At 60.1% G+C, this 24,326-nt stretch carries 26 protein-coding genes; 12 read left to right on the forward strand and 14 right to left on the reverse strand.

Translation table 11 applies throughout. The features are described 5' to 3' along the window. A complete protein-coding gene (locus AOA62_RS30310; protein WP_017137888.1) occupies window positions 1-759 on the reverse strand; it encodes an SDR family NAD(P)-dependent oxidoreductase in 759 nt (252 codons plus the stop codon). Window positions 760-865: 106 nt separating this feature from the next. On the opposite strand from AOA62_RS30310, the gene AOA62_RS30315 reads away from it, so the two are divergent. Continuing rightward, on the forward strand, window positions 866-1,762 hold the full coding sequence (locus AOA62_RS30315; RefSeq protein ID WP_099550469.1) for a LysR family transcriptional regulator: 897 nt from the start codon (window positions 866-868) through the stop codon (window positions 1,760-1,762). Here the strand turns inward: AOA62_RS30315 and AOA62_RS30320 are convergent. Further along, complete coding sequence (locus AOA62_RS30320) at window positions 1,759-2,676, reverse strand: LysR family transcriptional regulator (protein ID WP_017137886.1); 918 nt, start codon at window positions 2,674-2,676, stop codon at window positions 1,759-1,761. The two genes, AOA62_RS30315 and AOA62_RS30320, sit on opposite strands and share 4 nt — an antisense overlap. Window positions 2,677-3,030: 354 nt before the next feature. Here AOA62_RS30320 and AOA62_RS30330 point away from each other — a divergent pair, with 354 nt between their 5' ends. From AOA62_RS30330 to AOA62_RS30340, 3 genes are all read left to right on the forward strand, one after another. Further along, window positions 3,031-3,789: a 5-oxoprolinase subunit PxpA gene (locus AOA62_RS30330; protein WP_099550471.1), complete on the forward strand. Its 759-nt coding sequence runs from the start codon at window positions 3,031-3,033 to the stop codon at window positions 3,787-3,789. Window positions 3,790-3,859: 70 nt separating this feature from the next. Beyond that, entirely contained in the window at window positions 3,860-4,738 is an 879-nt protein-coding gene (locus AOA62_RS30335; RefSeq protein ID WP_017137884.1) for an allophanate hydrolase subunit 1, read from the forward strand. Then, window positions 4,735-5,709: a biotin-dependent carboxyltransferase family protein gene (locus tag AOA62_RS30340; protein WP_017137883.1), complete on the forward strand. Its 975-nt coding sequence runs from the start codon at window positions 4,735-4,737 to the stop codon at window positions 5,707-5,709. The genes AOA62_RS30335 and AOA62_RS30340 overlap by 4 nt, the downstream gene beginning before the upstream one ends. A gap of 123 nt (window positions 5,710-5,832) precedes the next feature. On the opposite strand, the gene AOA62_RS30345 is transcribed toward AOA62_RS30340, so the two are convergent. From AOA62_RS30345 to AOA62_RS30360, 4 genes are all read right to left on the reverse strand, one after another. Next, on the reverse strand, window positions 5,833-7,449 hold the full coding sequence (locus tag AOA62_RS30345; protein ID WP_099550472.1) for an inorganic phosphate transporter: 1,617 nt from the start codon (window positions 7,447-7,449) through the stop codon (window positions 5,833-5,835). Window positions 7,450-7,698: 249 nt separating this feature from the next. After that, window positions 7,699-8,721 carry a transporter gene (locus AOA62_RS30350; protein WP_017137881.1) on the reverse strand — a complete coding sequence of 341 codons (1,023 nt, stop codon included), beginning with the start codon at window positions 8,719-8,721 and terminating at the stop codon, window positions 7,699-7,701. A 228-nt stretch (window positions 8,722-8,949) separates the two neighbouring features. Further along, window positions 8,950-9,255, reverse strand: a complete 306-nt coding sequence (locus AOA62_RS30355) for a PepSY domain-containing protein (protein ID WP_017137880.1) — start codon at window positions 9,253-9,255, stop codon at window positions 8,950-8,952. 96 nt (window positions 9,256-9,351) lie between these two features. After that, complete coding sequence (locus AOA62_RS30360; protein ID WP_017137879.1) at window positions 9,352-10,479, reverse strand: glycerophosphodiester phosphodiesterase; 1,128 nt, start codon at window positions 10,477-10,479, stop codon at window positions 9,352-9,354. Window positions 10,480-10,711: 232 nt separating this feature from the next. On the opposite strand from AOA62_RS30360, the gene AOA62_RS30365 reads away from it, so the two are divergent. Then, window positions 10,712-11,035, forward strand: a complete 324-nt coding sequence (locus AOA62_RS30365) for a DUF2025 family protein (RefSeq protein WP_017137878.1) — start codon at window positions 10,712-10,714, stop codon at window positions 11,033-11,035. Window positions 11,036-11,241: 206 nt separating this feature from the next. Here the strand turns inward: AOA62_RS30365 and AOA62_RS30370 are convergent, their stop codons facing one another. Continuing rightward, window positions 11,242-11,562 (reverse strand): antibiotic biosynthesis monooxygenase, encoded by a 321-nt coding sequence (locus AOA62_RS30370; RefSeq protein ID WP_017137877.1) that lies wholly within the window; start codon window positions 11,560-11,562, stop codon window positions 11,242-11,244. After that, window positions 11,559-12,266, reverse strand: a complete 708-nt coding sequence (locus tag AOA62_RS30375) for a CTP synthase (protein WP_099550473.1) — start codon at window positions 12,264-12,266, stop codon at window positions 11,559-11,561. The genes AOA62_RS30370 and AOA62_RS30375 overlap by 4 nt, the downstream gene beginning before the upstream one ends. An 80-nt stretch (window positions 12,267-12,346) precedes the next feature. Here AOA62_RS30375 and AOA62_RS30380 point away from each other — a divergent pair, with 80 nt between their 5' ends. Further along, window positions 12,347-13,225, forward strand: coding sequence for a LysR family transcriptional regulator (locus tag AOA62_RS30380; protein ID WP_099550474.1), 879 nt, complete (start codon window positions 12,347-12,349; stop codon window positions 13,223-13,225). Window positions 13,226-13,381: 156 nt separating this feature from the next. Here the strand turns inward: AOA62_RS30380 and AOA62_RS30385 are convergent, their stop codons facing one another. The 4 genes from AOA62_RS30385 to AOA62_RS30400 form a co-directional block, all read right to left on the reverse strand. Next, the gene (locus tag AOA62_RS30385; protein ID WP_099550475.1) at window positions 13,382-13,900 is read right to left on the reverse strand and encodes a DUF1003 domain-containing protein; all 519 of its coding nucleotides are present in this window, start codon (window positions 13,898-13,900) and stop codon (window positions 13,382-13,384) included. Between the two features lie 78 nt (window positions 13,901-13,978). Then, window positions 13,979-15,298 (reverse strand): PAS domain-containing methyl-accepting chemotaxis protein, encoded by a 1,320-nt coding sequence (locus tag AOA62_RS30390; RefSeq protein WP_017137873.1) that lies wholly within the window; start codon window positions 15,296-15,298, stop codon window positions 13,979-13,981. Between the two features lie 263 nt (window positions 15,299-15,561). Then, window positions 15,562-16,620, reverse strand: a complete 1,059-nt coding sequence (locus tag AOA62_RS30395) for a diguanylate cyclase (protein ID WP_099550476.1) — start codon at window positions 16,618-16,620, stop codon at window positions 15,562-15,564. A gap of 190 nt (window positions 16,621-16,810) precedes the next feature. Next, window positions 16,811-17,437, reverse strand: a complete 627-nt coding sequence (locus AOA62_RS30400) for a TetR/AcrR family transcriptional regulator (protein ID WP_099550477.1) — start codon at window positions 17,435-17,437, stop codon at window positions 16,811-16,813. Between the two features lie 140 nt (window positions 17,438-17,577). Between AOA62_RS30400 and AOA62_RS30405 the strand changes: the two genes are divergently transcribed. The 4 genes from AOA62_RS30405 to AOA62_RS30420 all read left to right on the forward strand — a co-directional run bounded on the left by AOA62_RS30405 (window position 17,578) and on the right by AOA62_RS30420 (window position 21,740). Continuing rightward, a complete protein-coding gene (locus tag AOA62_RS30405) occupies window positions 17,578-18,636 on the forward strand; it encodes an MBL fold metallo-hydrolase (protein ID WP_099550478.1) in 1,059 nt (352 codons plus the stop codon). A 194-nt stretch (window positions 18,637-18,830) separates the two neighbouring features. Beyond that, window positions 18,831-19,484: a hypothetical protein gene (locus AOA62_RS30410; RefSeq protein WP_240792738.1), complete on the forward strand. Its 654-nt coding sequence runs from the start codon at window positions 18,831-18,833 to the stop codon at window positions 19,482-19,484. A gap of 125 nt (window positions 19,485-19,609) precedes the next feature. Continuing rightward, a complete protein-coding gene (locus AOA62_RS30415) occupies window positions 19,610-21,124 on the forward strand; it encodes an amidase family protein (RefSeq protein WP_099550480.1) in 1,515 nt (504 codons plus the stop codon). Between the two features lie 58 nt (window positions 21,125-21,182). After that, window positions 21,183-21,740: an AAA family ATPase gene (locus tag AOA62_RS30420; protein WP_099550481.1), complete on the forward strand. Its 558-nt coding sequence runs from the start codon at window positions 21,183-21,185 to the stop codon at window positions 21,738-21,740. Here AOA62_RS30420 and AOA62_RS30425 read toward each other — a convergent pair. After that, a complete protein-coding gene (locus tag AOA62_RS30425) occupies window positions 21,670-22,050 on the reverse strand; it encodes a hypothetical protein (protein WP_017137866.1) in 381 nt (126 codons plus the stop codon). The genes AOA62_RS30420 and AOA62_RS30425 overlap by 71 nt on opposite strands. A gap of 189 nt (window positions 22,051-22,239) precedes the next feature. Here AOA62_RS30425 and AOA62_RS30430 point away from each other — a divergent pair, with 189 nt between their 5' ends. Both AOA62_RS30430 and AOA62_RS30435 read left to right on the forward strand, forming a co-directional pair. Beyond that, window positions 22,240-22,602, forward strand: coding sequence for a hypothetical protein (locus AOA62_RS30430; RefSeq protein ID WP_017137865.1), 363 nt, complete (start codon window positions 22,240-22,242; stop codon window positions 22,600-22,602). Window positions 22,603-22,645: 43 nt separating this feature from the next. Beyond that, complete coding sequence (locus tag AOA62_RS30435) at window positions 22,646-23,311, forward strand: hypothetical protein (protein ID WP_099550482.1); 666 nt, start codon at window positions 22,646-22,648, stop codon at window positions 23,309-23,311. Here the strand turns inward: AOA62_RS30435 and AOA62_RS30440 are convergent. Next, a complete protein-coding gene (locus AOA62_RS30440) occupies window positions 23,308-24,261 on the reverse strand; it encodes a hypothetical protein (protein WP_099550483.1) in 954 nt (317 codons plus the stop codon). The two genes, AOA62_RS30435 and AOA62_RS30440, sit on opposite strands and share 4 nt — an antisense overlap. Window positions 24,262-24,326: the final 65 nt, after the last annotated feature.

Consider the following 24,326-nt stretch of genomic DNA (forward strand, 5'->3'; position numbering starts at 1 on the left):
TTACAGAAACATGCCGCCCGAGGCTTCGATGCGCTGGCCGGTGATCCAGTTGCTGCCATCGGCCAGCAGAATCGAAATTGCACCGCCAATATCGTCCGGCAAACCGGCACGGCCCAGGGCGGTGTTGTCGGCCACCATCGCATTCACCTGTGGGTTATCGCGCACTGCGCCGCCGCTGAAGTCGGTGGCAATCGCGCCGGGTGCCAGGGTGTTGACGGTGATGCCACGCGGGCCGAGTTCTTTGGCCTGATAACGCGACAGCACTTCCACGGCGCCTTTCATCGACGCATAGGCGGCGTAGCCCGGCAGGCTGAACCGCGCCAGGCCGCTGGAGATGTTGATGATGCGCCCGCCATCGCTGATCAGCGGCAGCAGTTTTTGGGTGAGGAAAAACGGCGCCTTGAAGTGAATGGCCACCAGTTTGTCGAACTGCTCTTCGGTGGTTTCGGCAAAGCTTGCGTGAGCGCCGATGCCCGCGTTGTTGATCAGGAAATTAAAATGTTGCTGGGCGAAAACGTCCTTGAGCACCGTAGCGATTTGCCCGACAAAAGCATCGAAGCTGCCGCTCTGGCTGACGTCCAGTTGCAGCATGGCGGCGCGGCCGCCCAGCGCTTCAACCTGTGCGACCACCGCTTGGGCCTCAGTGGCGGCGCTGTGGTAGGTGCCGATGATATCCACGCCTTGTGCGGCAAGGTGCAAAGCGGCGCTTTTGCCAAGGCCACGGCTGGCGCCGGTGATGAGTGCGATTTTACGAGTCATGCGGTAGTCCTCATGGGTGATCAGTGGGACTGAGTGTATTTGTCCGCCTATAACGTGATAAACAGGCTGATATCGGAATCACTGGCCGGATAAGGCGAACAATCCCATGAACAAACTTGAGCTACTGCGCACCTTCGTGCGCGTCACCGAGCTGTCGAGTTTCACCCAGGCCGGCGAGAGCCTGGGCCTGCCACGCTCCACCGTGTCCGAGCACGTGCAGGCGCTGGAAGCATTGCTGGGTGCGCGCCTGTTGCAGCGCACCACGCGCACCGTGCAAGCCACCCAGGACGGCCGCGTGTTGTATGAGCGCAGCAAGGATTTGCTCGCGCACATGGAAGAGCTCGAAGGCCTGTTTCGCCAGGACGAAGCGCAATTGGCCGGGCGCATTCGGGTGGATATGCCCAACGCCATGGCGCGCGGCCTGGTGATGCCGCAGCTGCCCTCGTTCATGGCGCGCCACCCGTTGGTGGAGATGGAAATCAGCAGTTCGGATCGCCAGGTCGACGTGATTGCTGAAGGCTTTGATTGCGTGGTGCGCGTGGGCGCGCAACCCGATCAAAGCGTGGTTGCGCGCAAGGTGTGCAGCATGCCGATGGTCAACTGCGTAAGCCCAGCCTACCTGCAACGTTATGGCGTGCCCGAAACCATTGCCGATCTGGGGCAGCATCAACTGGTGCATTACGTGCGCCCGCTCGGTGCGCGCTCGGCCGGGTTTGAATACCTGCTGGGTAACAAGGTGCAGCGCGTGGCCATGGCCGGGCGCGTGACCGTCAGCAGCACCGATGCCTACCAGGCGGCGTGTCTCGGCGGGTTGGGGATTATACAGGTGCCGCTGCTCGGCATTCGCGATTTATTGGCCAGTGGCGAGTTGGTTTCGGTGTTGCCGGACTACCTCGCACCGCCGCTGGACGTCTCCATGCTCTACGCCGGCCAGCGGCATTTGCCGTTGCGGGTGCGGGTGTTCATGGAGTGGCTGGCGGCTACCTTGCAGGCGCGTATTTAACGCCGAGCCGACAACTGTTGCGGTGCCAGGAAGGCGTCGTGGAAGTAATCGCGGAACGCTTGCATCGCCGGGGTAAACGCGCGCTCGCGGTGCCAGGCCAGGCCGACGCTCATGGGCGTGACGGGGTCGGTGACGGTCAGGGTTTCGATGCGCTTGCCTTCCAGCGACCACGGCCGGTGCACCAGGTCTGACAAAATCGCCACGCCGCTGCCATTGGCGACCATGCTGCGCACCGCCTCCACCGAACTGGTGCGCAGCCGCACGTTGGGCGTTTGCCCGGCCTGTTCCCAGTAGCGCATGGCACTGTGCTCGGCTTCGTCGACGGTCAGCAGGATGTAAGGCTCTTGCGCCACATCCGCCAGGCTCACGGCGCCGCGCTCGCACAGCGGGTGATGGCTGGGCAGCCACAGGCGGCGTTCGGAGTTGAACAGGATTTCCGAGACGATATCCGCGTGAGTCAGGTTGGCGGTGAGCACCACGGCCATGTCGAACTGGCCGTCGAGCAGGCCGTGTTCAATGGCCTGGCGCTCCTGCTCGAAGACGTCGATGGTCACGTCCGGGTGCCAGTGTTGCATGCGTTGCAAGTGATGCGGCAGGAAGTAACCCAACACTGTGTAGCTGGCCGCTACCCGCAATACGCCGCTGGCGCGGTAGTCGGGCAGTGGGCTGTTGAGGGCGTCGTCCACGCTGCGCACGATCACATAGGCGCGGTTGAGAAAATGCCGCCCGGCGTCAGTGAGGTTCATGCCCTGGGCCGAGCGCACGAACAACTGCACGCCGAGCATCGCCTCCAGTTCCTTGATCGCGGTGGTCACCGCCGACTGGGAGATGTTCAGGTGAATGGCGGCCTGGGAAATCTGGCCGATTTCGGCGGTGGCGACGAAGTAGCGCACTTGGCGCAAGGTCAGGGACATGGCTTTCTCCGATCGTTCCCACGCTCTGCGTGGTAACGCCTCTTGTGACGCTTTGCGTCACGCTTTGGGACGCGGAGCGTCCTGGGCTGCATTCCCACGCGGAGCTCGGGAACGATGTTTAGGGAACGATCTTTGGGCCTCCGATCGTTCCCACGCTCTGCGTGGTAACGCCTCTTGTGACGCTCTGCGTCACGCTTTGGGACGCGGAGCGTCCTGGGCTGCATTCCCACGCGGAGCGTGGGAACGATGTTTGGGTATCTGATTTTCAGAAGATGGGCCATCTGATAATAGATCTTCCCAAGGGGTCAAGCCCCAGCCTACTTTCAGTCATCTTCTTTTGGCGGAGCGACCTCGATGCAGGCAGTGGATTTCAATTCGGACATGGGCGAAGGCTTCGGCCCCTGGACCATCGGCGATGGCGTCGACTTTGACCTGATGGCCTACATCAGCTCGGCCAATATCGCCACCGGCTTCCACGCCGGCGACCCCGGCACCATGCGCCGCACCGTCGAACGCGCCAAGCAACTGGGTGTGGGCATCGGCGCGCATCCGGGCTTTCGTGACTTGGTGGGGTTCGGCCGTCGGCACATCAACGCACCGGCCCAGGAACTGGTGGACGACATCCTCTACCAACTCGGCGCGCTGCGCGAAATAGCGCGTGCCCAAGGTTTGACATTGCAACATATCAAGCCCCACGGCGCGCTTTATATGCACCTGGCCCGCGACGAAGAAGCCGCTCGGCTGCTGGTGCAGAACCTGCAAATCATCGAGCCGACGCTGTTGCTGTATTGCATGCCCAACTCGGTGATCTGGCGCGTGGCCAAGGAACTGGGGCAACCGGTGGTGCGCGAGTTTTACGCCGACCGTGAGTACGATTTAAGCGGGTCCATTGTGTTTACCCGCAATGTGCGTGCACTGGACCCTGCAACCGTTGCGGCGCGCGTCCTGCGTGCTTGTCAGATGGGCCGGGTGCGAACCGTAGAAGGCGAAGACCTGTTGATCGAATTCGACTCCATCTGCCTGCACAGCGACACGCCCGGCGCGCTGGAACTGGTGGAAGCCACCCGCGAAGCCCTGGACCAGGCTGGGATAGAAGTCAGATCACCTCAATAAGCACCCCAATAAAAATATCGCAACAGCACTTTTTGCCTGCCTTTCTACAATGATTCCAAGAGGAACAGACATGGCTGAAACCACCCCCATCCGCTACAGCTTCGGCGGTGATGAACACCTGTTTGCCGAGGTCAGCGACAGCATGTCCCTGGAAGCCTTTTTCACAGGCATGGCCGTGACCCGCGCCGTGGAGCGCCTGGCGTTGGAGGGCGTGCTGGATGTGTGCCTGGCCAATGCATCGTTCCAGATTCGCTTCGACCCCGACCGTATCGCGCCGCATGTGCTGCTCGACGCGGTGCAAAGTGCCGAAGCCCAGGCGGTGGCCGAACGCACCTTGCACACGCGCATCATCGAAATCCCGGTGCTCTACAACGACCCCTGGACCCACGAAACCCTGATGCGCTTTCGCGACCGCCACCAAGACCCCAGCGGCACCGATCTGGAATACGCCGCACGCATCAACGGCCTGGCCGATGTGGACGCGTTTATCGCCGCCCACAGTGGCGCGCCGTGGTTTGTGTCGATGGTCGGGTTTGTTGCGGGCTTGCCGTTCATGTTCCAGATGGTCGAGCGCGAGCGGCAATTGCAGGTGCCCAAGTACCTGCGCCCGCGCACCGACACGCCCAAACTGACCCTCGGCCATGGCGGCTGTTTCGGTTGCATTTACTCAGTGCGCGGCGCGGGTGGTTACCAGATGTTTGGCGTAACCCCGGCGCCGATCTACGACCCGGCGCAGCAGTTGGCGTACCTCAAGGAACACATGGTGTTTTTCCGCCCGGGTGACATCGTGCAGTTCAAACCGATGGACCGCGACGCCTACGATTTGGCGGTGGCCGAAGTGGAGGCAGGGCGTTTTGATTTGCGTATCCGCCCGGTGGAATTTTCCCTGGATGCGTTTCTCGCCGACCCCATCGGCTACCCGAAAACCCTGCAGGAGGCGCTGGCATGATCAAGGTCCTCAAACCCGGCCTCGCCACTTCTGTGCAAGACCTGGGTCGTGAAGGTTATTACCACTTGGGCATTCCGCCTTCGGGCGCCCTGGACCAGTACGCATTGAGTGCGGCCAACCACTTGGTCGGCAACCCAGCCGGTGCGGCGGGCCTGGAGTGCACACTGATCGGCCCTGAACTGGAGTTTCGCCAGGACGCATTGGTGGCGCTCAGTGGTGCGCTGATGTCGCCGCGTCTGGATGGTGAAGTGGTGCATCAGGACACCGCCTTTCAGGTCCGCGCCGGGCAAGTGCTGCGCTTTGAGTTTCCCAAGGCCGGCGCGCGCACGTACCTGGCGGTGGCCGGTGGCATCAACGTGCCGCGGGTGCTCGGCAGCCGCTCGACGTACACCCTTGGTGCGCTCGGTGGGTTTGAAGGGCGGCGCTTGCAGGAAGGCGATGAGCTGCCGATCGGCGAGGCCAGTGGAACAGGCCGCGCGGGCAATAGCTTACCGATGGCCTTGCGCCGTTCGGTCGGTGGCGACGTGACCCTGCGCGTGGTGCCAGGGCTGTATTACGAGCGCCTGACGGATGCGGCAAAAAGCAGTTTTTTTGCTGAGCCGTGGACGGTGGGCTCCGAGGCGGATCGCATCGGCTATCGCTTCAAGGGCGGCAGCGCCTTGAGTTTTCAACCACGCGAACAACCGTTTGGTGCTGGCTCGGACCCCTCGAATATCGTCGACAGTTGCTACCCGATCGGTTCGATCCAGGTGCCGGCGGGGTTGGAGCCGATTGTGCTGCACCGCGATGCGGTGTCGGGTGGCGGCTACGCGATGATCGGCACAGTGATCAGTGCCGACCTGGACTTGATCGGGCAGATGCAGCCGAACCAGCGGGCGGGGTTTGTGGCGGTGACACTGGAGGAAGCACTGGAGGCGCGGCGAATCTACAAAAAGCGCTTGAAGGCCATGGCTGGATTGTTCAATCACTGACACACCCTAAAACCCATGTGGGAACAGGTTTGTGTGGGAGCTGGCTTGCCTGCGATGCAAGCGCCTCGGTCTGTCAGTTGAACCGAGGTGATGCCATCGCAGGCAAGCCAGCTCCCACCGAGGTCAGAACAGTTTGGTGAACAGCCAGTACAGGCTGCCCGACAGCAAAATCGCCGCCGGCAAGGTCAGCACCCAGGCCATCAGCAGATTGCGGATGGTCTTCATCTGCAAGCCACCGCCATTGGCGACCATGGTGCCTGCCACACCCGACGACAACACATGGGTCGTCGACACCGGTAGCCCGAACATATCCGCCGCACCGATGGTCAGCATGGCCACCGTCTCGGCCGAGGCGCCTTGGGCGTAAGTCAGGTGCGTCTTGCCGATTTTTTCGCCCACCGTGACCACGATGCGTTTCCAGCCGACCATGGTGCCCAGCCCGAGCGCGATGGCCACGGCGATCTTCACCCACAGCGGGATAAAGCGTGTGGACGCGTCGATCTGGTCTTTGAACAGTTTCAGCTTGCCTTGGGTGTCGGCGTCGAAGTTGCCGACCTTGCCCTTGTCCATCAAGCGAATGGTTTCACTGGTCAGGTACATGTCGTTGCGCACGTTGCCGACGGCTTCAGCGGGGACTTTGGCCAGGGAGCCGTAGCCTTTTACTTCGTCACCAATCTGGCCGGCGAGGGCGGCGAGGGCCGGCACCAGTTCCGGGGTGGCTTCCTTGGTGCGTACATAGGTCGAGAGAATCGGCCGTGGGTCGCCCGGTAATGCTTGCGGTGCGCTTTTCACCAGTGCCACTTGGGTCACTTCAGCCACCGCAGCAAACTGCAAGGACTGCTCGGCGGGCATGGTGCGGTTCAGCGCGTACGCCATCGGCAGCGTCCCCACCAGGATCAGCATGATCAGGCCCATGCCTTTTTGCCCGTCGTTGGAGCCGTGGGCGAACGACACACCAGTGCAGGTGGCGATCAACGCACCGCGAATCCACCATGGCGGCGGGGTGTCGCCCTTGGGGGCCTTGTACAGCGAGCGGTTTTTGACAAAGGCGCGCAGCGCCAGCAACAGCAGGGCGGCAAACGCAAAACCGATCAGCGGCGACAGCAGCAGGGCATAACCGATCTTGGTGGCTTGGCTCCAATCCACACCGCTGGTGCCATCACGGCCGTGCATCAGGGCGTTGGCGACGCCGACGCCGATGATCGAGCCGATCAGGGTGTGCGATGACGAGGCTGGCAAGCCCAGCCACCAGGTGCCGAGGTTCCACAGGATCGCCGCGATCAGCAGCGCAAAGATCATGGCGAAGCCGGCCGAGGAACCGACCTGCAAAATCAGCTCGACCGGCAGCAAGGCGATGATGCCGAACGCCACCGCACCGCTGGACAGCAGCACGCCGAGGAAGTTGAAAAAGCCCGACCATACCACCGCAAAGTGCGGCGGCAGCGAGTTGGTGTAGATCACCGTCGCCACGGCGTTGGCGGTGTCGTGGAAACCATTGACGAACTCAAAGCCCAGGGCAATCAACAGCGCCACGCCCAGCAGCAGGAACGGCGTCCAGGTGGTGACCACGGTGCCCAGTTCGGTCATGTCGTGCATCAGGCTGTAGGCGGTAAACAACAAGCCCATGGCGAGCACGGCGAAGAAAATGATCACGGTGAGCAGGCCGGGTTTTGTATCCAGCCGGGGTTTGGGGTCTGCGTGTGTGGCGGTGTTGGAAGCGGTCAGGGAAGGGGTGGCCATGCCGGAGCATCCAGTGTGGGGAGGATGGTCTTGATGATCATTGCAGAATGTTACAGAGATGCTGCGGTAGGTCAGTGTTTAAGAAATTGAGCCTACCGCTGATCTATAAAACCCCAGAAGGCTAATGTCAGAGTGCAATCAATGTGGGAGCTGGCTTGCCTGCGATAGCGGTGCATCAGGCAATGAACAGTTGGCTGGTAGATAGCCATCGCAGGCAAGCCAGCTCCCACAATTTGACTGTATTGCAATTCAATAGTCTTTGCGCTTACGGAACGCCCAGCGCCCGGCAATCAAGGTAAACGTTGCCACCAGCGCCACCAGGATCCAGAACCCTTCCGGGTCGGTGGAAAGCGGCACGCCGCCCACGTTCATGCCAAAAAAACCGGCGATGATATTGATCGGCAGCGCCAGCACCGTCACCACGGTGAGGGTAAACAGCGTGCGGTTGCTTTGTTCGTTGAGGTTCGCGGCGATTTCTTCCTGCAACAGCTTGATGCGTTCGCCCAGGGCCGTGAGGTCGTTGATGATCAGCGCAAACTCCTCGGTGGATTTGCGCAACTCCTTCACGTCTTCCTTTTGCAGCCACTGCGGCGGGCGGTTGAGCAGGCGCAGGAGCGAGCCCGGCTCCAGTGCCAGCAGACGTTGCAGGCGCACCAGCACCCGGCGTGCGGCACCCAGTTCGGCGCGGTTGGTGGACAGGCGCGAGGACAGTAACTGGTCTTCGATATGGTCGACGCTGATACTGGTCTTACGCACGATCTGCGTGAGCACCTCACCCTGGTCGCGCAACAGATGCACCAGCAGTTCCAGTGGCGAACGAAAGCGTTCACCGGCCTTCACCGACGAGCGCAATTTATCCACCGAGTGCAGCGGTTGCAGGCGTGCACTCACCAGCAAACGGCTGCGGGCGCAGACCCACAGCGTGGAGATATCCGAGGAAACCATGCTGCTGAAGTTGAACACCACGTCGTTGACCACTGCGAGCAAGGCCGAGTCGACGTGTTCGATACGCGTGGAGCGCGAGCCTTCGTGCAGGGCTTCGAAAAACTCGTCGGGCAATGACAGGTTGGCCTGCATCCAGCGCTCGCAGGCGGCGTGGGCCAGGTTCAGGTGCAGCCACAGGAATTCTTCCGGGTCTTGCGGCGCTTTTAGCGCGGCCAGCGCGGTCGCTGAATCAATTTGCTCGCCCTTTTCACCGGGCCGAAAACGAAAACCGTAAAGCAAGCCAAACAGATCGGGATCCTGGTGGCTGTGGTCGATGCTGTGGTTCATGGAGGCTCGCAGAGAAAGCGCCTGTAGGACGTTTCACAGGTTCGCGTGGGCGAATCATTGCAAGGCGGGATGACGATTTTGTGACAGTTTGAAAACTCGCTCAGCGGGTTTCCAGGCGCAGGCCTGCGCTTTGTCGGTGTAATTTGATCAACCCTCCGTGATGGCTGGCGAGCAGGCATAAAAAAACCGCGCCACTTTAAACGTGGCGCGGTTTTTTTAAACGATGACTCAGGTGTCCAGTTTGTCTTCCAGCACGGCGCCGGTCTTGGCGTCGAGCTTCACTTCAAACCGTTTGCCGGCGGTGTCGGTCAAGTCAACTTCGTATACCAATACACCGTTTTTGTGGTCCAGCTCGGTGTCAGTGATGCTGGCACCGGCGTGTTTGGCCACGGCGGCGGCGTTGAGTTTTTCGAACGGCATCACGGCGCCGGACTTGAGCAAACCTTCAATGTGGTCCGGGCGAACATCCGCCTGGGCCAACCCGGCAGTCAGGGTCAAGGCGGTGGCGGCGAACAGGGCGGTCAGGGTTTTCATGGTGTGTGTCCTTTTTCGGTGAGCTGTTTAAGTGGCGCCAGATTAACCAGCGCAACTTAATTCATCCTTAATGGCGCAATGACACCCACCAATTACTCAGTAGCCGTTGTCCTTGAGCAGGTCCTGCACGCTCGACGAAGGCCAGCGCTTGTAGAACTTCAGCAGTTCGGCGGCGCGGTTGGTGAAGATGCCGTCCACGCCGGCTTTCATGACTTTTTCGAAGTCCACGGGCTCATCGACGGTGTAGACGTGCACCAGCAGGCCTTTGTCGTGGGTCAGCTTGTTCATCTCAGGCTTCACCAGGTCGGTGTAGCTCTGGTCACCGTGGTTGGTCAGCTCGGCCGAAGGGCCGGTGCCGATGGCGCCGAGGCTCTTGGCTTCGTCCACCCACTTTTCGAACTCGGCGGCGTCTTTTGGCTCTTGCTTGGCGTAGTAGGCGGCCTTGGTGGTTTCGCCGGACTCAGCGAAGGTTTGTGCCGATTTAGGCTCGATGCTGCCTGGGCCAACCCACAACAGCAGGATTTTCGGGGTGTTGGGCATTTCTTTCTGCAGCTCTTTCAAGCTGTCTTTTTCAAACGTCTGCAGCACCACGCGGCCTTTGCCCTGGCCCACGCCGGTGTTGCTCTTGCCCAGCTTGGAACCGGCGGAGCTCAACCAGCCTTTATCCAGCAGCTTGTTTTTCAGGTCGGCTTCGATGCCCGGGAACTGCTTGGGCTCCTTGGTCTCGATGTACAGGCCTGGTTTGTGCTGCGGGTTGCCTTCGGCGATCTTGATGATCTCGTCCAGGCTCTGGATTTTCAGGCCAACAAACGCCGGGCGGGCACGGTCCGGGTAAGCGGCGTTGAACCAGCTGCCGGCGTCCAGGGTGCGCAGTTCGGCCCAGGTGAACTCGTTGGCCGGAGCGTCTTTGCGCTCGGGGAACTTGGTGGCCACGTCGGTGGTGCGTTGCAGGTTGTTGTCGTGCAGGGCGAACAGTACGCCGTCTTTACTGCGCTGCAGGTCCATTTCCAGGTAGTCGGCACCCAGGTCGCGGGCGAGCTTGTAGGACGCCGCGGTGGATTCGGGGGCGTCGTAGGATGCGCCACGGTGAGCAATGACAGCCGGGTACGGAATGCCTTCGTTTGTCGCCAATTCAGCCGGGCTGATCGGGTCGGCAGCCTGTGCCTGACCAAGGCCGAGCATCAGAGCGAGCAGCAGGGCGCTCTTGGTAAACGTGACAGGCATATGCGAAGTCCTTTCGTGGAGGTAACTTTGAGAAGGCGTCCTTTTTAACAATTGATTGCGAAAGGCGCTATCACCAAACCGACATTAAGGTACTCACGAGGCATTTTTGTGGGTTTTTTTGTGCTGTGTTGCAGTATTCTTGGCCAAAGCTGCCCCGTTAGAGGGCAGTAATTTCTGCCACGCGTGTAAACCATCTTTCCAGTCCCTGTGGGACTTTTCAGTGAGGTTTACCATGCGCATCACTTCCGAGCTTATCTGCCAGGCCGCCGACCAACTCCAGGGTTTTGTCGGCCTGAACCGTAAAACCGGCTACTACATCGTGCGTTTCAGCGAAGACGCCTTCGGCATGGACGTGGCCGATGACGGCATCATCCCCACTGCCGAATTTGTCTGGCTGCCGGCCGCCGACCACACCATGACCCTGTCGCGCGAGCGCCTGCAGTTGCTGCTGGACCAGAATATCGATGACCGTATCAACATCACCGAGCCGTTGCGCGTGTATATGCGCCGGGTGGAGATCCCGCAGATCAGTGCGTTGCGCAGTTTGGTGAGCTAGGTCCAGGCAAGTGGAGAGCAACCTGTGGGGCTTGCTCGCTAAGGCGGCCACCTGCTCGATCACCATTGTCCTGAGACACTTCGGTCTAATTGTGGGAGCTGGCTTGCCTGCGATGCAGACACCTTGGTGTATCAGGCACACAGAGTTGATGCTATCGCAGGCAAGCCAGCTCCCACAGGTTTTTGCAGGGGGCTTGAGGCTGTGTTTCAACGCTCGAAGGTGTAAGCCCGCTCGACCTTGCACACGCGGGTGTGAAACGCCGAATACCAACTGGCGCGGCCTTGCTCGCGCACTTGGCTGTGTTCGGTTTGTTGCTTCCAGGCCAAAATCGCCGCTTCGCTTTCCCAGTAGGAAACGGTGATGCCCAAGCCGTCTTCCCGCGCCGACTCAACACCCAGAAACCCCGGTTGTCCGCGCGCCAGTTCCAACATACGGTTGGCGGCCTGGCTATAACCTTGATCGCCTTCGGTACGCAACGAGCTGAAAATCACGGCGTAATAGGGCGGGGCGGGTGTGGTGGCGATCATACCGATTGCGCCTGGCAGGCTTTGAGCAGGGCAACCGCCAGTGGCGGCGTAATTCCTTTAAGTGCCGCGCGTTCGGGCTGAAACAGGGTGGCGACGAAAAACGGATGGCCCAGCAGTTCGACGGCACGCAGATCGCCCGCCGAATCGTGGCCGCTGGGGATCAGGTCGCCCTCGAGTAATGCCTGGGCGAACTCGGGGTTGATGCCGTAGCTGCAACGGTAGCCTTCCTCCGTTTCCAGGCTGGCGTAAGCCTCGGCGATACGCGTGTAGGGCGCCAGGCGGATGCTGCCGGTGGCTTCGACCAGGGAACACGCAAGCGGCGTGATAACCGCGCGCCTGGCCTCGGGCGCCAGTTCGCCATGCTCCGCATCCGCCCAGCCCAGCACGTTGCGGGCATATTCGATGACCGCGTGTTGAAAACCACCGCAGGTGCCCAGGAATGGGCGTTTTTGCTCGCGGGCAAAACGAATCGCCCGCAGTGCGCCGTCGGCATCACGGTAGGGGCTGGCGGGCACGCACCAGAAGCCGTCGAAGGCATGCAGTTCGGTGGCCGGGGTGATCGAGTCGGTCTCCAGCCAGTGCAACTGCACGTTCAGGCCCAAGGCGTCGGCAGCCTGTTGCAGCGCCACGGGGATGGCCTGGTGGGCCGTTACGTCGGGGTTGTAATCACCGATCAGGGCGAGGTGCAGAGGGGTGGTTTTCATTGTGTACTTCCCATGGCTTGTGGTGTCCTGAGGCGCACTATAGATTGGCGCTCACGCAATCAAAATTGGCGTTTGCCCACATGCTCAATGCAGCCACGCACTATCAGCTCGATTACCCGGACCTGTCGCTGATTCTCGCGCTGGTGCGTGGCGGCACCTTGGCGCGGGCGGCGGCGCTGCTGCGGGTGGATGTGTCCACGGTGTTCCGTGCCGTGCGACGGCTGGAGACGGCCCTGGGCCAGACCCTGTTCGAAAAAAGCCGTGCCGGCTACCTGCCCACCAGTTTGGCCAGCCACCTGGCGCAGCAGGCCGAACAGGCCGAGCAAGCGCTGGAAGCGGCGCGCATCGGGGTGGAGCAGGGTGGTGAAGTAATCAGCGGCACCGTGCGCCTGACCTGCACCGACTCGGTGCTACAGGGGTTGCTGCTACCGGCGCTGGCGCAGTTCATGCCGGCCTACCCGGCGTTGACCCTGGAGTTGAGCACGTCCAATGATTTTGCCAACCTCAGCCGCCGCGACGCGGACATTGCGCTGCGCCTGACCAAGACGCCGCCGGAGCATCTGGTTGGCCGTCGACTGGGAACCGTGGCCTATCAGGTGTGCGCGAGCGCGGGTTATGCCCGCCAAAACCAGGGGCGTGAGTTGGCCGAGCTGGCGTGGATCGCGCCGGATGACTTCTTGCCCGATCACTCCACCGTAGCCTGGCGGCGTGAACACTTGCCGGGTGTGCGTCCCAGTTATCGCTGTAACAGCATGTTATCCGTGGCCGAACTGGTACGCGCAGGGCTGGGCGTGGCGGCGCTGCCGGACTTTCTGTTGGAGGACGGTTTGCAACCACTCGGCCCCGCGCTGGCGGGGCGTGATACGGCGCTATGGCTGCTGACACGCCCGGACTGCCGGGCACTGCGCTCGGTGGTGACCTTGTTTGATGAGTTGGGGCGGCATATTCGGCTGCCTTGAGCTGGGCTATCAACCAAGGGCGAGACGGTAACTGTGGCGAGGGAGCTTGCTCCCGCTGGGGCGCGCAGCGGCCCTGCTTTTGGTTTTAAAGAGCGGGCCTGCTACGCAGTCCAGCGGGAGCAAGCTCCCTCGCCACAAGGGTTCTTTGGTCTGCCTTTAGGGTTTTCGCACAAACTGCTCATGCATTTCGCACGTCAACGTCTCGATACGCTCGGTCAGTTGCTTGGTCATTTCCGTCAGCCGGGTGTTCTGCTCCAGCAACTCCAGTAACTGTTTGGTGGTTTGCGCGGCCTGGGCCTGGCGTTCGGTATTGGCAATGGCCAGGGCTTCGCGGTGTTGCGCATCGGCGTCGGACTGGGCTTTGTCGCGGGCGGCCTGGCGTGTCTGGGCCAGCAGGATCAGCGGCGCGGCGTAAGCCGACTGCAGGCTGAACGCCAGGTTGAGCAGGATGAACGGGTACACGTCAAAATGCGTGACGCCGGTGATGTTGAGCACCACCCACACCACCACGATCGCGGTTTGCGCGCCGAGAAAGGTCGGCGTGCCAAAGAAGCGTGCGAAGGCTTCGGCCTTGAGGGCAAAGGTGTCGTTGCCAAAGGTCGGCGCCAGATGGGCGTGGCCGCGGTGGAAGCGCAGGTGATCGACAGGTACGGCGTCTGGCTTGTCGGGGGTCATGGCGGGCTCGAATCCTAAGCGTTAAGACAAGCTAGCACTATAGACCGCGCCCCCCGACACACACACATGAAGAACCGGTCAGGTGTTGCCGCGCTCGTTGGCGAACGCGCTCACCGCTTGCACCGCCTCGGTGGTGCCTTCGCGAATCTGCAGGATCACCGTGCCTGCGCGGTTGGCCAGGTCGACCCCCAGCGCCGCGCGGTCGCGGGTGCTGTCCATGCTCTCGATGGCTTGGCGGGTCTCGTCCTGGATCATCGCGATCATGCTGGAGATTTCCGCCGTCGAGCCGCTGGTGCGGGCTGCCAGTTGCCGCACCTCGTCAGCCACCACGGCAAAACCACGGCCTTGCTCACCCGCGCGTGCCGCCTCGATGGCGGCGTTGAGGGCCAGCAGGTTGGTCTGGTCGGCGATCCCGCGAATGGTGTTGACGATGGCGGTGATCTGCTGCGAACGCTCACCCAGCTTGGCGATCAGTTGCGAGGAGGTGTCGATGTCGGCGGCAATTTCGCGCATGCCACTGGCGGTTTGCTGAATCACGTCGGCGCCTTTTTCGGCCACATCCCGGGTATTCAGGGAAATATGGTAAGCCTGGGCCGCGCTGGCGGCGTCGGCTGCGTGCTGTTGCACCCTGGCGGTGACGTCAGAGGCGAACTTGACCACTTTGCACAGGCGCCCGCTGGCGTCGTACACCGGGTTGTAGTTGGCTTCGAGCCACAGGGTCTGGCCGTGTTTATCAACGCGCTCGAACTGGCCGTTGAACAGTTCGCCCTGGTTCAAGCGTTTCCAGAACTCGGTATACGCCGCGCTGTTGGCCAGCTCCGGTGTGCAGAACATGCGGTGATGTTTGCCCTGGATCTGCGCCAGGCTGTAGCCCATGCGCTGCAGAAAATTGTCATTGGCGGTGATGATGGTGCCGTCGAGGTTGAATTCGATCACTGCCATGGCACGGTCGATGGCGCCCAGCTTGGCGTTGGCTTCGCTTTCGGCCTGCAGGCGCGGGGTGACATCCATGGCGTACTTCACCACTTTGATCACTTGGCCAGTGTCATCGCGCACCGGGTTATAGCTCGCTTCCAACCATACTGACTGGCCATTGCCGGCCAGCCGCTCAAAGGTGCCGGACTGGAAGTGGCCATTGCGCAAGTTCGTCCACAACTGGTTGTACTCGGCGCTGCGGGCGAACGCGGGTGTGCAGAACATCCGGTGTGACTGGCCCAGGATCTGCTCGGCGCGGTAGCCCATGGTCTTGAGGAAGTTGTCATTGGCACGCAGCACGCTGCCTTGCAGGTCAAACTCGATAACGGCCATGGAGCGCTCAATCGCGTCGAGAAGGCTGGCCTGCTGGGCATTGGTGTATTGCAGGGTACTGATGGTTTTTTTATGGGCGTTAAATAGCATGTTCGAGAGCTCGGGGAAGCACGCGTCAGAGGTATCCATGAATAGGCGCCTGACCCCGTATGGCCCTGGGCCTTACGGTTGACTTGCTCATTGTCAGCTTCCTGGTGCTGACAGAGGGGGCGGAACAAGGGGTTCAGAGTGATCAGCCTGCCAAGAAGTTCGCCGTTAGGGCAGGACCATTTTTGGGCAGGCGACCAGTGGCGGCATTATGCTATCGCTGCGAGGCGCGGGCGGAAGATTCAGACGAGGTGTTATCGGACAACTCAAGCGGAATGGGCGACCACGCAATCGCTGACATTAACCCGGTTACGCCCGGTTTCCTTGGCTGTGTACAGTGCACGGTCCGCCGCGTTGAGCCACATCGCGGCATCGCTGAACAGTGGCTGGAAGTCGGCCAGGCCAATGCTCAGGCTCACGCGCAACTCCGGGATCTGGGCATTACGATAGTTGCCGAATGTTTCGCGCATGCGTTCCATGACTTTTGCGGCTTCTTCCAGCGGCATTTGCGGCAAAATCACACAGAACTCATCGCCGCCATAGCGGCCGGCCAAGTCGTTTTCCCGCAGGTGCAGGCGCAACTCTTGGCTGAGTTGGCGCAACACCGCATCACCGACGATATGGCCGTAGGTGTCATTGATCTGCTTGAAGTGGTCGATGTCGATCAGCGCGATAGTGGCGTGGCTGCTTTGCTGCTGGCACTTATGGAACTTGAGGTTCAACAGGTCTTTCCACGAGCCATGGTTGAGCAGGCCGGTGAGGCTGTCGATACGGCTCAGGGCGCTGAGGGCGCGTTTGTGTTCCGAGAGCTTGATCGCCAGTTGGTAGCAGACCATACCGATGGCCATCGGGTAGAGCGTCAGCATCGGCAGGCAGGTGTAGACCTGGCTTAGGCTGACATTGGGGTTGAACTTGACCCCGAACAAACCCCACGCCACCGCGGTACCTGCCGCTTGCGCCAGCAGCCCGCGCAGAAACAGGCGTTTGCCGCCGGCCGCGACATTGTTCATGGTCATCATCGACAGCACGGTCACGGCCGTCAGGGGCGTGAACTGGGTGGCGGCGGCCCAGAAACCACCGAACAACGAGTCATAGAGCAGGTTGCGCTGTTCAGCCTGATAGGGAAACTGCGAACGGGTCGAGAGCTGATACGCCACATGCGCCCAGGCATAGCCATTGAACAGCAGGAACGCCCACACCCAGCCCGGCATCGCCAGGGGATAAAGGGCGCCGGCCACACTGATACAACCGATACCCAGGCCGATGATCCTTGGCTTGTAGATACGTCTGGCAAATGAAAGCCCTTTGCCTCGTCTGTTTTCCATAATGTTCCGGGTCAGCTCTGTTTTGCGGGTACGACAACGTGCGTCAGCGGGTAGAACCGTTGATCGGATATTAACGGTGAATATTGTCAGTTATTCGCGTGGGAATAATCAGTGTCCTTCCAGGCCATTTGCGCAGCACAGCGTGGGAATACGCCAAAAGCGACCTGGAATGTCGCGTCTGTAACAGGGTTTACTGCGGCCTTGGTGTGCGCACTTCGTAACCGGCCAGGAACAGGTCGATGGCTGACTCGATCACGCTGGCCTGGCAGGCGGCGTCGAGCACAGGTTGGCCCAGGGTGATCTGCGGCCAGAACGCGAATGCCTTGAGCAGGCTTTGTATCTGGTGGGCGGCGAAGGCGGGGTCGGTGCAGGACAGCCGGCCGTCTTCCTGCGCGGCGCGCACCCACTGGGTGAAGCCTTCTTCGCGCTTGCTCAGGCGGTTGACCATGTCTTGTGCGCGTTCCGGCGAATGGATGGTGGCGGCAATCGCGACACGGGCCAGGTCGAGGAAGTTGGCGTCCGACATCATCAGCATCTTGGCCTCCAGTAGCCCGCGCAATTGCTCGCGCAGCGGGCGGTCGCTGGCGTAGCTCACGTCCAGTTGGGCAACGCTGCTGGCCCACAACTGGTGGAGGATTTCGGCAAACAACTCTTCCTTGCTGGGGAAGTGGTTGTACACCGTGCGCTTGGAAACGCTGGCGGTGGCGGCGATTTTGTCCATGCTGGTGACCTCGAATCCATTCGCGCGAAACTCGGTAATAGCGGCAGCCACAATGGCTTCGCGTTTACGATCGGTGAGGCGCAGAGGTGCAGTCATGGTCGGCTCTAAGGCTCTAAAAGGAAATTACACTCGGTAGTTTACTTGCTCAGGGTTTTGTTGCAATCTAGAAACTACACTGTGCAGTGTAGTTAGTCTTCGCAGTGTCTTTTATGAGCCGACCCCGGAGTCACTCTGCAATGGCCACGATTTCAACCCGTCTCGACCCCGCGCCGGCTGCGCCAAAGGCTGCCGAGCATACGCCAGGGCAATTCAGCAACGATGCTCCAGTGCAGCACGGTGGTTTTGGCAAAACCTTGCGCATTTTCTGGAACATGCTGTTCAACAAACCACGCAGCACACGCCCGGTAGGCAAGATCCCGGTGCAACCGCTGACGCGTGAGCAGTTGTTGGCAGCACCCGATCACAGTGTGTTTCGCCTGGGGCATTCCACTGTGCTGCTGAAAATGCGCGGCAAGTTCTGGGTCACCGACCCGGTATTTGCCGAACGTGCCTCGCCTTTCAGTTGGGCTGGGCCAAAGCGCTTTCATCAGCCGCCGATCAGCCTTGAAGAGTTACCGCCTCTGGAAGCGGTGATTCTTTCCCACAATCACTACGACCATCTTGACCGCAATGCGGTGATCCAACTGGCCGACAAGACCCGCTATTTTCTTGCGCCGCTGGGCGTGGGCGACACGCTGGTCAAGTGGGGTGTGGATGCCAGCAAAGTCCGGCAACTGGATTGGTGGGCAGGCACCGAAGTCGAGGGCATCCGGTTTATCGCCACACCGGCCCAGCATTTTTCCGGGCGTGGCCTGTTTGATGGTAACCAGACCTTGTGGTGTTCCTGGGTGATGATCGACGGCGCGCGGCGGATCTTTTTCAGCGGCGACACCGGTTATTTCGACGGCTTCACACGCATCGGTGAACAATACGGCCCGTTTGATCTGACGCTGATGGAAACAGGTGCTTACAACGTCGACTGGCCCCATGTGCATATGCAGCCTGAGCAAACCCTGCAAGCACACATCGACCTCAAAGGCCGTTGGCTGCTACCGATCCACAACGGCACTTTCGACCTGGCCTTCCACGCCTGGCACGAACCGTTCGACCGCATCATGGCCCTGGCCTGGGAGCGCAACGTGGCGATTACCACGCCGGCGATGGGGCAGGCGTTCAGCCTGAACCAGCCGGAGCGCGGGCATGCGTGGTGGCTGGAGGTGGAAACTCAAGGTGTAAAAGAACACGCAGCGGGTTGAAACGTTGCCGCCTGGAAAAAGGATTTTCAGGGTGTTTCAGGACTGCGACAAACGCCAGATGAGAGTGCGATGATCCCGCGCAATCAATTGTCGGAGGTCGGGTTTTGATGGAAAAAAACTGTAGGGAGCATTGGCGATCAGGGATGCCGTGTCGCCCAGGGCTTTCCTTGCCTGTGACGGAGGAGGCGGGCAGCGTGGAGCCCGCGGCTGAGTCCGTTCATGCTAAACCCGAGAATCTGAGCCGCGCAGGTATCGTCTTCGGCGCGGCGCAAGTGGTTGGCGCGGCGCCCATTCCTGGCTACAACGCGCCGGCCCTACCGGCAAGACCTGCGCGGGATCCCGCGTTATCACTCGCAGCTTTAAGCGGTATCGACCCTACTGGGCCGGTCATGGTGGAAGTCCCCCTGGTACTGAACAACACCAGCTTCACCGCTTCACAGATGCTATCGGGTTGGCGTATCGGGTTCGCTGACCGCTATGTGCAAGGCGGTCATCGCGAGGCCGTCGAACACAGCGAAGCCTTGTGTGCAGCCTTCGACCTTCTGCGCCAGGCCGGTGCGCACTTGGTGCCAGTGGACGCGCGTCGTGAAGACAGCAGCCTGCAATTTTCCCTGCAAAGCAATGAAATCGACGACCTCATGACCGCGCATCGCCTGGATGCGCTGGTTTCTGGCAGCGAGAGCGTCGCGTTTCATCGTGCCTGCATCAGCGGCTATCCGTCGCTTTGCGAACCGTTGGGAGATGGGGCGAAACTGTGGTTTTACGGCGCACAATGGTCGCGTGATGCATTGCCGCTGTTGTTGCATGCCTATCGCCAGGTCAGCGCCTGCGCGTCAAAGAACTCGTAACAACTACAGGAAGTGCTGAACCCTCCTACGATGTGAGCAGAGACTGCCTGAGGGTCTTTAACACCTGGGGTTTTTAGAATGGCGGACTTGATCCCGCATGAATTCTGAACTCAGGAGAGACCTTTATGACGGTTGCTTACGGCATCTATTCGATGATCCGCCAGGCTGCGCAAACCTTGCCGGCGCAGACCTCGCCTGTAGTAGAAACGCCAATGGCTGCAAAGCCCGTGGCGCCAGAGACTGCATACGCAAGCGTTCGCGAACTGGGCGAACAAATGGCTCGGCCGCACGGGCTTACGTCGGTTGATCTGGTGAACTTCCTGCAAGAGCGTATCCGCACGCTGGACCCTCAACTGTGCTCCGTCATCGAACTCAACCCTGAGGCACTCGAGGTCGCGCGCGAACTGGACCGTGAACGCGCCAGTGGCAAGGTGCGCGGCCCGTTGCATGGCGTACCCATTTTGCTCAAGGACACCATCGAAACGACTGGCATGCAAACCAGTGCAGGTGCGTTTGGTCTTGTGGGGGCGGCTGCCGGCAAGAATGCTGCTCTTGTCGATTACCTCATCAAGCAAGGGGTGGTGATCCTGGGTAAAACCAACATGAGCGAACTGGCCGGCTTTCGCGGTGGCCCCGATGGCTGGAGTAGCCGGGGAGGGCAAACCCTTAACCCTCACCGTGCGGGTGCCGACGTCGGTGGCTCCAGTTCGGGGTCTGCCGCAGCGATAGCGGCCGGGCTGGCACCCCTGGCGGTCGGTGCAGAAACCAATGGTTCGATCATCGTACCGGCGGCGCTCAATGGTGTGGTGGGGCTCAAACCCAGCGTTGGCTTGTTGGATCGCAACGGGATTATTCCCGCCAGCCGCCGACAAGACACACCCGGCCCCATGGCTCGTTCGGTGTATGACGTTGCGTTGATGCTCAATGCCATGTCCGGCAGTGACCCTGGCGATCCCGAAAGCCTGGGCGCCCCTCAAGGCATCGACTACACCAAACTGCTGGTGCCAGGCGCGTTGAAGGGCAAGCGTATCGGTTATCCCGCGACCTTTACGTTCAACGGTGAAAGTTTGCCGGTGGACAACAGCCCGCAATTTAGCAAGACACTGCAAGTACTTCGTGAGCAAGGCGCTACGTTGTTACCGATCAACCTGCGGCTGGCAGATGCTTCACGCTACGACGAACTGTTGCTCTCGGATGTAAGGGAAGAACTGAATGCCTACTTGGCCAAGCGTCCGGGCCTGCCGGTCACATCATTGGCCGAGTTGATAACATTCAATGAAACCCGTGATGGTACTGAGACGGATCACCAATCTGTACTCAAGAAGGTCAACGCAGCCGCCCTTACGCCGCAGCAACGCAAAACGCTGTGGGACGCGCTTATCCAGGATTTTCGCAGCAGCGTGGATGACCCGATCAAGGAGAAAAACCTGCATGCCATAGTGTCGGACTACGATACCAACAGTTACTTCGGGGTTGCCGCAGCAGGTTACCCAGGGGTCACCGTACCTTCTGGGGCGAGTGAGGACGGCCTGCCTACCAGTGCCTACTTCTTCTGTACTCGCTGGTCGGAACCCACCTTGCTGGCAGTGGCTTATGGGTACGAGCAGGCGGCCCAAGCCGGTGTAAAACCCGAGCTTTAAATGACGCGCTGCGTGCTGCAAAGCTCGCGTATTACACTCAAAGCCATGGAGAGCAAGCATGGCCTACAAAATACACATTATCGGCGCTGCAGGTGCCGGTACCTCGACCTTGGGCCAGGCTCTGGCCAAACGCTTGGGCGTCGCCTATTTCGACTCTGACTATTTTTACTGGCAACAAACGTCAGAGCCTTTCACGGTCGCCCGGCCCAAGGATGAACGCATCCGCCTGTTGCAGGAACAGAGTGCCGGCCTTGAGGGCTGGGTACTGTCCGGCTCACTGTGCGGTTGGGGCGATGCGATGATCCCGCAGTTCACCCATGTAGTCTTCCTGCGGTTGGACCCACATGTGCGCCTGCACCGCTTGCAACTGCGCGAAGTGCAACGCTACGGCGAACAGATCCTGGAGGGCGGCAGCCGCCACGCCAACAGCATCGCATTCCTGGCCTGGGCCGCCCGTTACGACGGCGGCAACCACAGCCTACGCAGCCTGCGTCGGCATGAAAGCTGGTTGAAACCGCTGACCTGCCCGGTGCTTCGGTTGGACTCTACGCACCATTCGGCTGAGGCGTTGGTGAGTCATTTGATGCCGCTGCTGAGCCCATCAACCGCGAGATGAGGCCAGGTGCCGCGAGCTCGGCAGGGGCGGCTGCAAACTTGCGTGCGCTCATCCCCCAGCCCGGGGCAAACCCTGGAAAAAACACCAGGCCTTCAGCCTCCAGCCGGAACGCGAGGGCTAACCGAGCTTCATCCTCCACCTCACCCAGGCTTTCAAAACGCTGAACCACCTCCACCGCCAGCCCGGCCTGGCGGGCCAGGTCTTCACGGCTCCAGCCCAGCATCACACGGGCCTGTGCGCTGTGTTTGGCGGTGAATTGGTGCAGGACGATCTGCTGTTCTACGAAAGAGCTCATTGCCAGAGAGGACATGGGGTTTCTCCAGGTTCGACGGGGGAAGGCAAACTATACTGTGTTTTTGTACAGTTGTTTGCGCCGTTCATCAACTGGATTTTTTATCGGGGGTTCACTTGCCCTATCCAGAAGGACAGTGGACGTTGCAAAGCTCGCACGCCGATAGCAAGATCTGCGGACCGATTGAGCTGACGAGAGAACGACGCTATGTCTATTTCCGAAAGTGATTGGAAGAAATTCAAAGGCTTGAGGGCATTGGCCCTTGATCGGTTTTGCCTCGGTGTCCTGGCGGATGCCAGGACTATCAGTGAGCACGGTGCCTTGTCCGCTCACGCCCGGTACGGAATGCTGTATGGCGTGATTCATGCCCGCAACAAGGATATGGCCGATATGTTCGACTATTACAGTCGCTCATCAACCTATCCGTGCTTGGCATTGATGGTGCACCATGACCTGTTGACCGACGCCGAGTTGGCAATACTCAGCGAAGAAACGCTTGATGCCATCAGCTATGCCGTCAGGCAGCCTTATGAACTTGAGTGGGTTGAGGAGCAATTGCCCGGCGAGTAAATAGGGCACACTTGGCGTTGATCACTTTGCGCAGGAACACAGTGTGCTGACATTTAATTGCTCACAAGCCGGCAGCGACTTTTTCAGCCGTATTCACAAGGGTAAGAAAATTACCCCAGTTGAAAAACCACCGATACCGAGCGCCGAGGGTCTTGCGCTGCACACAGACCCTAACCAGTGGCTGGTCCATGCGGCAATAGTTAAGCGTAAGCATGTGCTGGTGGCGACGCATTTGAAGACGCGCTATAGCATGCTGTTCTTCGATATGAAAAAGGCCGATGACGCGGGTTTTGTGAAGACATTTGCCCATCGCTGGATCGATGGCGTGATGAATGTAGCGCTGAAGTGTGGCGTGCTGGACATACTCTCGCCGTCCGTTTGTGATCCGCTGCTGAGCGGCTTGGGGAGCACTTATTGCTTGTACCAGCGCAGCGACCGCAGCAGCCAGGGCCAAATCAATGAAATCCTGCGCGTGTTTAAATGGGACGCTGAAGGTTTCGACTTTGTGAAGCAGCCGTGGAGTGCGAGACGCTATGACGAAGCCATCAATCGTACACCCAGAACCATTCCCGGGATAAAGGGCTATGGTTGGCCAGAGGAAGAAATGCTGATTCACTGGCTGACAGCATTTGGCGGGATAGACGCGGCCACCGCCCGAGCTGCACGCGAACAATACCGGCAAGCTCAGCGATCACGCGCCCTTGCCTAATGCTCCTGCATTCCCGGTGCCTCACGAATGATCAAGTGGTCCAGGTTCTCGATATTGGCGCTGAACACCCCGAATGTCTGCTCGGGGTTCTTCTTGCTCGGCACCTGTTTGAGCGTTGGCGTCACCCCGTAAAAGAAGCAATACAAGGCCCGTTCGCTACTGGCGGCCGCCTTGATCTGCTCCAGGAACGCCGTGCGCTTGCGGTAGTTCTCGATGAGTTTTTTGCTCAGGTAGACATTCACTGAATAAGGCTTTTTGTCGAGCCACACCTTTTTTTCGAAGTCGATGCGAAAGCTGCTGGTGTAATCCTTGATCGCTTTGATCTTGCCCCAGTAAATCAGGCCTTTATTGTCTTGCAGGTATTCGATTTTCTTGAAGAACGTCCAGTAATTCGCGGAGTGTTCGCCAACCTTCAGCGGCATGGACTTGAGCTTGTCCTTGTCGTCGATATTGGACACATAGCACTCGACCGGGTGTGCGAAGACGCTGGTTTTGTCTGGGGTTGTGTCACTGGTGACGCGGGATGAGCGGGTACTTGTCGAAGGCGCCTTCGCTGAATCTTGTGGGACGCTTCCCTCGCTGCCGACAAGCGCAGTGTTGCGCGGGTACTGACGCCGGGTCAGTACAAATTCCGATGGGAAATTGTCTTCGCGCTCGTCGTCACTTTCACCGGTTGCCGTCTTATGCGTGCTGGCATAGCGACAGCCGTCGATATGCCGGGTGCTGGTCTTGTTCTTGAAGTGGGGCGTGCGCTGATAATTGACGTTTTTCGCGTTGAACGTGCTCAGCGTATTGCCCGTTTCGAATGCTGCGCGGCATTCATCGTTGGGGCACAGGAAGCTGTCCTTATCGGAGTCGAAGTCGGCGGTTTCGTCGAAATTCAGGTCTCGAACGTCGTAGATCGACAGCTTGTCGTCGAGACTCAGGCTGTAGGCCGTGTCGAATTTCATGGGGCTCGGGTCCGTGAGATGAATAGCTGGATACTACGCAAATACCAGAGATTACGGAGAGCAAA

It is taken from the genome of Pseudomonas sp. 2995-3 (genome assembly GCF_002742565.1).
Lineage (GTDB): Bacteria > Pseudomonadota > Gammaproteobacteria > Pseudomonadales > Pseudomonadaceae > Aquipseudomonas > Aquipseudomonas edaphica.

What these genes read in the sequence shown, in the direction of transcription:
- AOA62_RS30420 (WP_099550481.1), top strand. Translation starts at nt 21,183, where the DNA reads ATGGCCTACAAAATACACATTATCGGCGCTGCAGGTGCCGGTACCTCG.
- AOA62_RS30425 (WP_017137866.1), bottom strand. Translation starts at nt 22,050, where the DNA reads ATGTCCTCTCTGGCAATGAGCTCTTTCGTAGAACAGCAGATCGTCCTG.
- AOA62_RS30330 (WP_099550471.1), top strand. Translation starts at nt 3,031, where the DNA reads ATGCAGGCAGTGGATTTCAATTCGGACATGGGCGAAGGCTTCGGCCCC.
- AOA62_RS30415 (WP_099550480.1), top strand. Translation starts at nt 19,610, where the DNA reads ATGACGGTTGCTTACGGCATCTATTCGATGATCCGCCAGGCTGCGCAA.
- AOA62_RS30380 (WP_099550474.1), top strand. Translation starts at nt 12,347, where the DNA reads ATGCTCAATGCAGCCACGCACTATCAGCTCGATTACCCGGACCTGTCG.
- AOA62_RS30340 (WP_017137883.1), top strand. Translation starts at nt 4,735, where the DNA reads ATGATCAAGGTCCTCAAACCCGGCCTCGCCACTTCTGTGCAAGACCTG.
- AOA62_RS30360 (WP_017137879.1), bottom strand. Translation starts at nt 10,479, where the DNA reads ATGCCTGTCACGTTTACCAAGAGCGCCCTGCTGCTCGCTCTGATGCTC.
- AOA62_RS30390 (WP_017137873.1), bottom strand. Translation starts at nt 15,298, where the DNA reads ATGCTATTTAACGCCCATAAAAAAACCATCAGTACCCTGCAATACACC.
- AOA62_RS30310 (WP_017137888.1), bottom strand. Translation starts at nt 759, where the DNA reads ATGACTCGTAAAATCGCACTCATCACCGGCGCCAGCCGTGGCCTTGGC.
- AOA62_RS30405 (WP_099550478.1), top strand. Translation starts at nt 17,578, where the DNA reads ATGGCCACGATTTCAACCCGTCTCGACCCCGCGCCGGCTGCGCCAAAG.
- AOA62_RS30370 (WP_017137877.1), bottom strand. Translation starts at nt 11,562, where the DNA reads ATGATCGCCACCACACCCGCCCCGCCCTATTACGCCGTGATTTTCAGC.
- AOA62_RS30335 (WP_017137884.1), top strand. Translation starts at nt 3,860, where the DNA reads ATGGCTGAAACCACCCCCATCCGCTACAGCTTCGGCGGTGATGAACAC.
- AOA62_RS30385 (WP_099550475.1), bottom strand. Translation starts at nt 13,900, where the DNA reads ATGACCCCCGACAAGCCAGACGCCGTACCTGTCGATCACCTGCGCTTC.
- AOA62_RS30315 (WP_099550469.1), top strand. Translation starts at nt 866, where the DNA reads ATGAACAAACTTGAGCTACTGCGCACCTTCGTGCGCGTCACCGAGCTG.
- AOA62_RS30355 (WP_017137880.1), bottom strand. Translation starts at nt 9,255, where the DNA reads ATGAAAACCCTGACCGCCCTGTTCGCCGCCACCGCCTTGACCCTGACT.
- AOA62_RS30345 (WP_099550472.1), bottom strand. Translation starts at nt 7,449, where the DNA reads ATGGCCACCCCTTCCCTGACCGCTTCCAACACCGCCACACACGCAGAC.
- AOA62_RS30375 (WP_099550473.1), bottom strand. Translation starts at nt 12,266, where the DNA reads ATGAAAACCACCCCTCTGCACCTCGCCCTGATCGGTGATTACAACCCC.
- AOA62_RS30400 (WP_099550477.1), bottom strand. Translation starts at nt 17,437, where the DNA reads ATGACTGCACCTCTGCGCCTCACCGATCGTAAACGCGAAGCCATTGTG.
- AOA62_RS30365 (WP_017137878.1), top strand. Translation starts at nt 10,712, where the DNA reads ATGCGCATCACTTCCGAGCTTATCTGCCAGGCCGCCGACCAACTCCAG.
- AOA62_RS30430 (WP_017137865.1), top strand. Translation starts at nt 22,240, where the DNA reads ATGTCTATTTCCGAAAGTGATTGGAAGAAATTCAAAGGCTTGAGGGCA.
- AOA62_RS30395 (WP_099550476.1), bottom strand. Translation starts at nt 16,620, where the DNA reads ATGGAAAACAGACGAGGCAAAGGGCTTTCATTTGCCAGACGTATCTAC.
- AOA62_RS30350 (WP_017137881.1), bottom strand. Translation starts at nt 8,721, where the DNA reads ATGAACCACAGCATCGACCACAGCCACCAGGATCCCGATCTGTTTGGC.
- AOA62_RS30320 (WP_017137886.1), bottom strand. Translation starts at nt 2,676, where the DNA reads ATGTCCCTGACCTTGCGCCAAGTGCGCTACTTCGTCGCCACCGCCGAA.
- AOA62_RS30440 (WP_099550483.1), bottom strand. Translation starts at nt 24,261, where the DNA reads ATGAAATTCGACACGGCCTACAGCCTGAGTCTCGACGACAAGCTGTCG.